At 54.3% G+C, this 6,375-nt stretch carries 7 protein-coding genes; 5 read left to right on the top strand and 2 right to left on the bottom strand.

The features are described from left to right. Nucleotides 1-43: 43 nt before the first annotated feature. Together menC and HY868_03485 are read right to left on the bottom strand one after the other, a co-directional pair. The gene (gene menC, locus HY868_03480) at nucleotides 44-1,153 is read right to left on the bottom strand and encodes an o-succinylbenzoate synthase (GenBank protein ID MBI5301173.1); all 1,110 of its coding nucleotides are present in this window, start codon (nucleotides 1,151-1,153) and stop codon (nucleotides 44-46) included. Between the two features lie 86 nt (nucleotides 1,154-1,239). Continuing rightward, nucleotides 1,240-2,433, bottom strand: a complete 1,194-nt coding sequence (locus tag HY868_03485; protein MBI5301174.1) for a 2,3-bisphosphoglycerate-independent phosphoglycerate mutase — start codon at nucleotides 2,431-2,433, stop codon at nucleotides 1,240-1,242. Between the two features lie 304 nt (nucleotides 2,434-2,737). Here HY868_03485 and HY868_03490 point away from each other — a divergent pair, with 304 nt between their 5' ends. From HY868_03490 to HY868_03510, 5 genes are all read left to right on the top strand, one after another. Continuing rightward, nucleotides 2,738-3,430 (top strand): zinc metallopeptidase, encoded by a 693-nt coding sequence (locus HY868_03490; protein ID MBI5301175.1) that lies wholly within the window; start codon nucleotides 2,738-2,740, stop codon nucleotides 3,428-3,430. Further along, complete coding sequence (gene rlmN, locus HY868_03495) at nucleotides 3,423-4,490, top strand: 23S rRNA (adenine(2503)-C(2))-methyltransferase RlmN (GenBank protein ID MBI5301176.1); 1,068 nt, start codon at nucleotides 3,423-3,425, stop codon at nucleotides 4,488-4,490. Before HY868_03490 ends, rlmN begins: the two co-directional genes overlap by 8 nt. 2 nt (nucleotides 4,491-4,492) lie before the next feature. Beyond that, nucleotides 4,493-4,660 carry a hypothetical protein gene (locus HY868_03500; protein MBI5301177.1) on the top strand — a complete coding sequence of 56 codons (168 nt, stop codon included), beginning with the start codon at nucleotides 4,493-4,495 and terminating at the stop codon, nucleotides 4,658-4,660. 9 nt (nucleotides 4,661-4,669) lie between these two features. Beyond that, nucleotides 4,670-5,038, top strand: a complete 369-nt coding sequence (locus tag HY868_03505; GenBank protein MBI5301178.1) for a hypothetical protein — start codon at nucleotides 4,670-4,672, stop codon at nucleotides 5,036-5,038. A gap of 590 nt (nucleotides 5,039-5,628) precedes the next feature. Continuing rightward, a complete protein-coding gene (locus tag HY868_03510) occupies nucleotides 5,629-5,997 on the top strand; it encodes a hypothetical protein (GenBank protein MBI5301179.1) in 369 nt (122 codons plus the stop codon). Nucleotides 5,998-6,375 lie beyond the last annotated feature (378 nt).

Genomic DNA, 6,375 nt, shown 5'->3' on the forward strand with positions numbered 1-6,375 from the left:
AAAACCCGAAGGATCGCAATTGCGACAATCCTTCGGGTTTGCTTTACGCCACAAACTCTTCACGTCGTACCGTCACACGTTCCAGCCGGTCCTCAAGAACTCGCACGCCGATTCCTGGGTCGATCGGGACGCGCATCATGCCCTCCGCGTCCACCTCGAATGCTGGTTCGACAATGTCCTCGGCAAAATATCGCTTGCTCGCGGAAATATCGCCCGGCAAGGTGAAGTTCGGCAGCGACGCGAGCGCAACATTTCCCGCGCGACCGATGCCACTTTCAAGCATACCTCCATGCCACACCGGCGCGTTGTGCGCGGCGCACAAATCGTGAATCCGTTTCGATTCTGCGAATCCGCCAACGCGCGCGGGCTTGATGTTGATGATGCGACAACTTGCGAGTCCGAGCGCCGTATTCGCATCGCCAAACGAGTGAATGCTTTCATCAAGACAAATCGGCGTCTTGACGAGTCGCTGTAACTTGGAATGATCGTAAATATCTTCGTAACCCAGCGGTTGCTCGATGAGCAACAAATTGTACGCGTCCATTTCTTGAAACAATGGCGCGTCGCTAATCGAGTACGCCGAATTCGCGTCCACCTGCAAAAGAATATTTGGATATTCTTTCCGCATCGCCTTCACGAGTTCGATATCGCGACCTGGTGCGATTTTGATCTTGATACGCTTGTAGCCCTCTCTTAGGTAACCACTTGCGCGCTTGACCAATTCGCCGGGCGAGGACTGCAAGCCAATACTCACACCGACCGCGATCTTGTCGTGCGTACCACCCAGCATTTTCGAGAGCGATACGCCGCGCGACCTGGCGAACGCATCCCACAGTGCAAACTCCAACCCAGCTTTTGCCATGCGATGCCCGCGCACGCGTTCCCAGTATTTCGCCGCGTCCTCGGGGCTGGCAACATTCTGACCCAGGATACTTGGTACGATAAAGTCGCGCAGAATGAGCCACACGGTTTGATTCGTTTCGTACGAGTACGACGGTCCCGAGTTGACCGGCGACTCGCCCCACCCCGTCACACCCTCCGCGTCTACACGCACAATGACGTGATCTTCGGTCGTCTCGACGCCGAACGATGTCTCAAACGGCGCGACGAGTTGCATCTTGAATTGTCGTAGTTCGATTCGTTCGATTCGCATTTCAACTTTCCTTCATTTCCCTCATTTCCCTCATTTCCTCCATTTCCTCCTTGGTGGAAATAAAGGAAAAAAGGGAAATAGGTGAACTACGCGCCAAATTTCGTGAGCCGTTGCGCGTTCGCGAGCGCGATGGGCAGAATGTCTTTCGACGGGAAGCGACCCAGCCCGCCGCGCGCACATGCGCGTTCGCCAAACTCGGCGATGTTATCCGCGCGCACGAAGTTCGAGTACAACAACACCGGCACGGGATGCCACGAATGTGATTTGAGCAACGCGGGTGTCGAGTGATCGCCGGTGATAATCACGACATCGGGCTTTAGCGCGAGCAAGCGCGGCAATTGCGAATCGAAATCTTCGATGACGTGCGCCTTGCGCGCGAAATCGCCGTCCTCGCCGGCGGAATCCGTTTTCTTGACGTGCAGATAAAAGAAATCAAAGTCGTTCCAATTTTTTTCGAGCGTCGTAAATTCGTCCGCGATGGTTTCGCCTTCGACCTTGAGCGCGTGCATGCCCAACAATTTCGCCAAGCCGCGATACATCGGATAGACCGCAATCGAAGCTGCTTTCAAACCAAAGCGTTCTTCGTACGATGGAATCGCCGGTCGTTTCGCAAAGCCGCGCAAGAGAATCATATTCGCGGGATGTTTGTCCGCGAGCAGTTTCGCGGCTTGCTTGACAAACTGATTCACCAATTTCGCGGTCTTGCGCGATTTGACATCCGCGCCGCGCACGGGCAATGCCGGCACGCCAAGTCGTTGCGGATCGGTTTCAGTGAGCGCATCGCCCAACCCTGCGCCGCGGATGACCAACACAAAGCGATGTTCCTTGACCGTTTCGACGAACACCTTGACGCCCGGCAGTTTGATCGTGCGAAGCAATTTCACCAACTCGACATTCACATCGGTGGCGATGCGCCCGGCACGTCGGTCGGTCAGATTCCCCTTTTCGTCCACCGACGCAAAATTTCCGCGCGCCGCGACATCGTTCGGTCCCAAATCGAAATCAATTCCCAATCCTTCCAACACCCCGCGTCCGATTTCGTACTCGAGCGGATCGTAGCCAAACGCACCGAGATGTCCGGGACCACTGCCCGGCGTAATGCCCGGCGCAACCGGATCGGCAAGCCCCAACGCCGATTGCGCGGCGAGCGCGTCCAGGTTCGGCGTCCGCGCGGTTTCGAGTTCAGTCTTGCCACCTGGTTCCAATGGCAGCCCACCCAGCCCATCTAGAATAATCAGCGCGATTTTTGTCGTTGCTGGAGTCAGCAACTCGGTCAGCATTTCTCTCACGTTGAATCCTCCATGAACAGTTTGCCGGCATCTTACCATCGCCATCGCGCAATGTCAAAGCACGGCTTTTCAAAAGTCGCTTGACTCACTTGCCAACCTAACCCCCAACCCCCTTCCCTATAAGGGAAGGGGGCAGGGGGATGGGTCTGCAAATGACTTTTGAAAAACCGTGATGTCAAAGTGCGCGACTATTGACTTTCACTAACAGGTTTAGTATACTTTTAACCGCTGTATTTTGGTAGTCAGTGTGGTTTTGCGCGCTCCCAATCAATTAGATTTTCTTGAGGCAAGTCCCATGTTCTACTTTGATCCGCTTTACCTGCTTTTCGCCGCACCGGCGTTATTGCTGGCGATGTTCGCGCAGTGGCGCGTCAGCTCCGCGTACGATAAATACACGAAAATTCGCAACGCGCGCAACCTGACCGGCTTGCAAGTCGCCGAGTATCTTTTGCGTCAAAACGGGCTGAACTTGAACGTTGCCGGCACGCCGGGAAATTTGACCGATCACTACGACCCGCGCGACAAGACACTCTATCTTTCCGATGGCGTCGCACGCACGCCGTCGGTCGCCGCGCTCGGCATCGTCGCGCACGAAGTCGGGCACGCGGTCCAGGATTCGCAAGGGTATGCGCCGATGCGCTTGCGCGCGTGGCTCGTTGCGCCCGCCAACATCGGACCCTGGGTCGGCTACATCTTGTTCATCATCGGCGTTGTCATCAACTTTTCCGGCTTGGTGTGGCTTGGCATCGTCTTCTTTTCCGCGAGTCTCATCTTTGCGGTTGCGACACTGCCGGTCGAATTCAACGCGAGCAACCGCGCGCTCGCGATGTTGCGTTCGAGCGCGCTCGTCGGTCAAGGCGAAGTGGAAGCCGCGCAATCGGTGTTGAGCGCCGCCGCGTTGACGTACGTCGCCGCCGCCGCGCAAGCGTTGTCCAGTGTGCTCTACTATGTTTTCATCGCGCTTAACTTGAATCGCCGCGATGATTGACACTCTTGACCTCCTGAACCTTAACAAAAGAGAATTACGCGATTTGCTCGCATCGTGGAACGAACCGGCTTTTCGCGCGGCGCAAATCGAGCGGTGGTTGTATCAGGATCGCGTCACCGATTTCGACGCGATGACGAATCTCTCGCGCGAGCTGCGCGCGCGGTTGCGCGAATCGGCGCGCATCGGTGTGCCGCGCACGATTACCGAAACACAATCGCGCGACGAACTCACGCGCAAAGCGTTGTTGCAACTCGACGATGGCAACACGGTCGAGACGGTGCTGATGCTCTACCCTGACGCGCCGGATAGTCCGCAACTCGCCGAGCCGCGCGTCTATAAACGACGCACGGTTTGCATCTCGACCCAGGTTGGTTGTCCGATTGGATGTCCGTTCTGCGCGACGGGGCAAGCCGGGTACATTCGCAATCTCACGTCCGGCGAAATCGTCGCCCAGGTGTTGCACTATGCGCGCGAGACGCCGCTGACGAACATTGTCATCATGGGCATGGGCGAACCGTTTATGAAATTCGCGGTGACGTGGCAAGCCATCGAAACGCTCGCCGACCCAGAGCGCTTCGCAATGGGCGCTCGGCGCATCACCGTCTCGACCTCGGGCGAGGTTACCGGGATCGAACGGATGGCGCGCGAAAAACTCCAGGTGAATCTCGCCGTGTCGCTCCACGCGCCGAATGACAAACTGCGCGACACACTCGTGCCACTCAATCGCAAATATCCGTTGAGTAAACTGATGCCCGCGGTGCGCGGTTACATCGCCAAAACCAAACGACGCGTGACGTTCGAGTACGCGTTGATGGACGGCGTCAACGACAAACCGGAGCAAGCCCGCGCGCTCGCGCAGATGCTCGCGGGCTTGTTGTGTCACGTCAACCTGATTCCACTAAACCCGACGAGCGGGTCGCCGTACGGACGCACGCCGTACATGCGCGTCAAGCAGTTCGAGAACATCTTGCACGACGCGGGGATCGAAACGACGTTGCGCGTTGAAAAAGGCATCGAGATCGCGGCGGGGTGTGGGCAGTTGCGGCAGAAGGAAAATTAAAAATGAACCACAAACGCAAACGTCCGCGCAATACGCGCGCCGGATGCAAACTGTGCAAGCCGTGGAAGATCAACGGATTCCGCACTGAAAGAGCAGACGGCGAAAAATTCAGCGATCATCGGCGACGACGGTTGGCAACAGAACAGATTGAGAACCAGACCCAGATGTAGCATTCACTAATGCAAACACGGTTGACACTCAAATCAGGACAAAAGGGGACCAAGCGATTGCTGGCTGAGTACGGCGATTGCTTGGTCTGTGTGCGGTATCGGTACGACGCGCAAAAGAAAAAACGGTATAAGACAGTCGAGTTGATCGTCGAGGAAATGGATTGGTGTCCCCGACCGAAACGGACCAAGGGCAATCCGCTTGCCGAAATCAAAGTAAACTGGGGCGAGCCGGAAATTGCGCGGCGCGTAAAACAAGCGGGCGGGCAATGGAACGCGCAAAAGAAAGTGTGGGAATTACGGTACGATCAAGTAGTGAAACTAGAACTGGAAAAACGAATCGTCGGGTATCTAAATGTAGATACCAAGAAAAGCATATAGACGTGTATGCAAGCATCTATATGTAGATGCTTTGTTGCGTTGTACGTGTGTTTCGCGATGGGCGATTTCCGTTTGAATGTCCTGGGATGGCAAAGGTGGGTATTCAGATAGCCGATAGAGTGGACGCCCATCGCGAAACATACGCCGCCCAACAGCGCGCGCGGGAAGGCGCGTGCCACCAGGACGTCGAAGCGCGCGCGCCGTCGTGCGGCTCTAACGTTTGCAGACATTCCGCTCAATCACAATCGGGGCGTTTCTATCTGACTTAACTTTCGTGCGAAATTCAAGGGATTCCCAAATTGAAACTCCCTGAATTTCGCCCGACAATCTCGGTTTTCCAAAAAAATCCGAACAGACGACCTAAATTCTTGCCATCTTTCTCGCCAATGGTCCAGATTAGAGAGATGGTACCATTGAGCATTCGAATACCTTCGTCGTGCGTGAAATACGCTTGCTGGCTCGTTTTGGAAACCCACGAATTTCGGGCGAAATGCAGGAGCTTCCAACTCGATCTGGGCTTTGGAAACGTGCGATTTTCGTGCGAAAGTTAGGTCTGAAGGTTAGGCTGGGACAACAGAAACGAGATTTCAATGGACTTCTTCAAGAATCTGTTTAGCAAAAAAGACGAACCAAAAGGTGAACGATTTATCCCTACACCAACTCAAGAGGTTTCTGGAGTACCACCCATAGTTGTACAGGCTATAGAAAACCTGTTTCCAAATATTGATGACCAGAAATCTGCTTTCAAGTGTATTCTTGAATTGAAGGAAAGTGGAAGAGCTTTCCATGACACGAAATTGTTTCTGGCTCTACTTTCCTACAGCCATGGAGAAATTGAAAATCTCAGAGTTGCGGTATCGAATATGCGTCACGCTCATTTCTGGTGGGATGAAATTGACCCTATCTTTCCTAAAATGAGGAATGCCGAAGAATGGGTAAAGTCAATAACAAAAACTTGAATGTATTGATTCTGTTGGGGTTCACCAAGATTGACTTTCAATACAAGAAAGTTATTCCGTTTCGTTGGCTGGTTCTCCCGCCAAACCGCTGACGCCAACCGTTAAGTAACGATAACTTAAACGTCTGCAAACACCTGCCCGCCGATTCCGCCACGGTCGCGCATTTTGGCGTGTGTGGTTTGCGCTGGCAAACGTACTTGCATTTCGCAAGACACCTTGCGGCGGAATCGGCGGGCGGTAGAAGTTCTAAATCGTGTCAATAGCTTGAACCTTAAAAAATCGAATCACTTTTCCTGGCGTTTCCGAAAACTAGGCGCGCGGTACCGTCCCCGACTTTTTCGCACTTGCCAAATGGATCAACCTGTCGTAGAATTCCGA

Source organism: Chloroflexota bacterium (assembly GCA_016219275.1).
In the GTDB taxonomy this organism is placed as follows: Bacteria; Chloroflexota; Anaerolineae; order UBA4142; family UBA4142; genus JACRBM01.